This window comes from Veillonella sp. (genome assembly GCF_032470285.1).
Lineage (GTDB): Bacteria > Bacillota > Negativicutes > Veillonellales > Veillonellaceae > Veillonella.
On the sequence record NZ_JAWEKP010000016.1, the window covers coordinates 1 to 2,909 of the forward strand.

General features: G+C 37.6%; 2 protein-coding genes and 1 pseudogene. 2 read left to right on the forward strand and 1 reads right to left on the reverse strand.

Annotation, left to right across the window (positions count from 1 at the left end; translation table 11 throughout):
* Positions 1–212 precede the first annotated feature (212 nt).
* A pseudogene (rbr, locus tag E7B10_RS09535) lies at positions 213–758 on the reverse strand (rubrerythrin).
* Positions 759–1,510: 752 nt separating this feature from the next.
* Here rbr and E7B10_RS09540 point away from each other — a divergent pair.
* Positions 1,511–1,714, forward strand: coding sequence for a DUF951 domain-containing protein (locus tag E7B10_RS09540; protein ID WP_004693828.1), 204 nt, complete (start codon positions 1,511–1,513; stop codon positions 1,712–1,714).
* Between the two features lie 9 nt (positions 1,715–1,723).
* Positions 1,724–2,755: a selenide, water dikinase SelD gene (gene selD / locus E7B10_RS09545; protein WP_287510454.1), complete on the forward strand. Its 1,032-nt coding sequence runs from the start codon at positions 1,724–1,726 to the stop codon at positions 2,753–2,755.
* The last annotated feature ends 154 nt before the right edge of the window (positions 2,756–2,909 follow it).

Here is a 2,909-nt window from a genome sequence, read left to right on the forward strand (position 1 = left end):
GGCCCTTTTTGCTTAGAAATACAGAAACAAGCTATTAGTTGATTATCTAAAATTAACTAATAGCTTGTTTAGGTTAAGGGACTGTTTTGTTACAGCCCCTTTGTTAAGGAAGTTGTCAGTACTTACTGTAAGTTTAGATTGTACTTACAGGTATAGTTTTATTAAAATCTGTACTTACAGGTTATTAATCTAGTTAGTGTCGTACTTATAGATTAGATGGATTCAACGAAACGGTGGAAGAAAGCTTGTGGGTGTGCACATACAGGGCAAACTTTTGGAGCTTCTTCACCAACGTGTACGTAACCGCAGTTAGCACAGATCCAAGCTACTGGTTCGTCATTGTGGAATACTTTGTTACCGGATACTTGAGCTGCTAATGCAAGGTAACGAGCTTCATGACGAGCTTCGATTTTACCAACTTCGCGCATTTGGAAAGCGATTTTAGCAAAGCCTTCTTTTTCAGCTTCGTCAGCGAATTCTTTGTACATTGTAGTATGTTCGTAGTTTTCACCAGCTGCTGCATCGCGAAGGTTAGCTTCGATATCAGCGGAAATATCGCCACCATGAAGAGCTTTGAACTACAATTTAGCATGTGCAGATTCGTTGTGAGCTGTTTCTTCGAAATAGTCAGCGATTTCGTTCATGCCAGCTTTACGAGCTGCACTAGCGTAGAATGTATATTTTTGGAATGCTTGGGATTCGCCAGCAAATGCTGCTTGAAGATTTTTTTCAGTGTTAGAACCTTTTAATTCTGCCATTTTAATACTCCTTTGTACTTACGATAATTTTCAAAATTGTTACTTAACGTATATATTCATAACCACTTGGTTGTGAATGCAATGGAATAGAATACTTATTCTATCAATTTCGAGGGCGACTTCGCCTTAGTAAGAAAACTTATTCTTAGATCAAATAGACACTTGCCTAACTCTTAAAATAGTACTTACTTATTTGTGTATTTCGGCACTTGCCGTCTTAACAGTTTTATATACAATGTGTTATCCGTATACTTAACGAATAATCATTGTTGACTATATTGTAACATACTAAATGAGAAATGCAAGTCTTTTTGTAAAATTTATTTCGAAAATTTTCTAAATGATAAATATTATCAATGCAGTAAAAATGTGGGTTTATAAAGATTGAATAATATGGGATTTATAAAAAATCTCTATTTTGATATTGAGAATGATAACTAAATGAAAAATCATTATTGTTTAGTTATTAATGTTGATTTTTTTAGATGCACTAATATTTCCCTATAAAATATAATGATTAAGCTAAACATTTTTGTGACCTTTTGGCGATTATATAATACTATTTTTGTTGTGTTATGGTTTTAATTATAAGAACAGCAGACATATCAAATCTGTACATTATATATTTAGGGTGAAAATTTTATGGTTATATATAATAGAGGATTGAACGATAGAATTAGGGTATATTTATAGAAGTAACTATTTTATGTATAATAAATATATAAATACTGACAGAAGTTAAAGGAGGCGCTATGGCATTTGTTAGATATTACGTAGGCGATGTAGTGAAGATGAAAAAATCGCATCCTTGTGGCAGTGATGAGTGGGAAGTTAAGCGAATCGGCACAGACTTTCTCATCGTATGTAATGGCTGCGGTCATCAACTCTTGATGCCGCGCCCTAAATTTGAAAAGGCTGTTAAGAAAATCGTCTCTAGATTGCCGGAAAATGAGTAAGGAGGAGTTATGGTACGACTTACTGATTATGTGACAAGTGGAGGCTGCGCATGTAAGATTGGGCCTCATATATTGAACCGTGTGCTGAAAGCTGTAACACCCGTTACTAATGAGCATGTTCTTGCAGATATGACTGGTGCCGATGATGCTGGAGTATATCAAATCTCTGATACCTTTGCACTGGTGCAAACCTTAGATTTCTTTACACCTATGGTTAATGATCCTGGTTTATTTGGTAAAATTGCAGCTGCCAATGCACTAAGCGATGTGTATGCTATGGGTGGAACTCCTTTAACAGCGATGAATATTGTAGGCTTTCCGGTTCCTCTCGTTGAGCAAGGTGTTTTGACGGATGTGTTAAATGGGGCTGGTTCGATTGTAGCCGAGGCTGGTGCAGCCATCGTAGGTGGACACAGCATTGAAAATAAGGAACCTATCTTTGGGATGTCTGTGACTGGTCAAGTAAATCCCCATCAGATTTGGAAAAATAAAGGTGCTCAAGTAGGGGACGTGTTGGTGCTAACAAAACGGATTGGTACAGGTATTATGAATAATGCGTTGAAAGCAGATTTATTCCCTGTAGGCACGGAACAGGCCGTCACTAGTATGAGTACTTTAAATCGTGCAGCGGCTGAGGTGGCACATAACTTTACAGTTCATGCTTGTACAGATGTTACGGGCTTTAGCCTCATGGGACACTCTGTAGAAATGGCAAGTGCTTCTGATGTGACGATTCATATTAAAGTTTACGATATCCCTCTTTTTGATGATGTCATCGAGGCGGCTCAAATGGGGTTAATTCCGGCTGCATCTTATGGTAATCGCAAGGCTATAACTGAAGTGCAAGTTGATGAGGCCTTGGATCCTGTATGGACGGATATTGTATTTGATCCTCAAACCTCTGGAGGGCTACTATTCTCTGTTCCTGCTAGCGAAGGTGAGCCACTTGTTCAGGCCTTTCATAAGGCGGGTATTGACTGTGCTGCTATTGTGGGTACTGTTGAAAGCTTCAGTGGTTTAGCGGTACGCGTTACAGAATAAAATTATAAAAATCAGGTCTATACTATTGAGGATAGATATTTAATTAAATTATTATTAGCTGATAGCTGATAGCTGATAGCTGATAGCTGATAGCTGATAGCTGATAGCTGATAGCTGATAGCTGATAGCTGATAGCTGATAGCTGATAGCTGAT

Excerpts from the sequence above, each read along its gene's own strand:
- selD (WP_287510454.1), top strand. The coding sequence starts at position 1,724 with ATGGTACGACTTACTGATTATGTGACAAGTGGAGGCTGCGCATGTAAG.
- E7B10_RS09540 (WP_004693828.1), top strand. The coding sequence starts at position 1,511 with ATGGCATTTGTTAGATATTACGTAGGCGATGTAGTGAAGATGAAAAAA.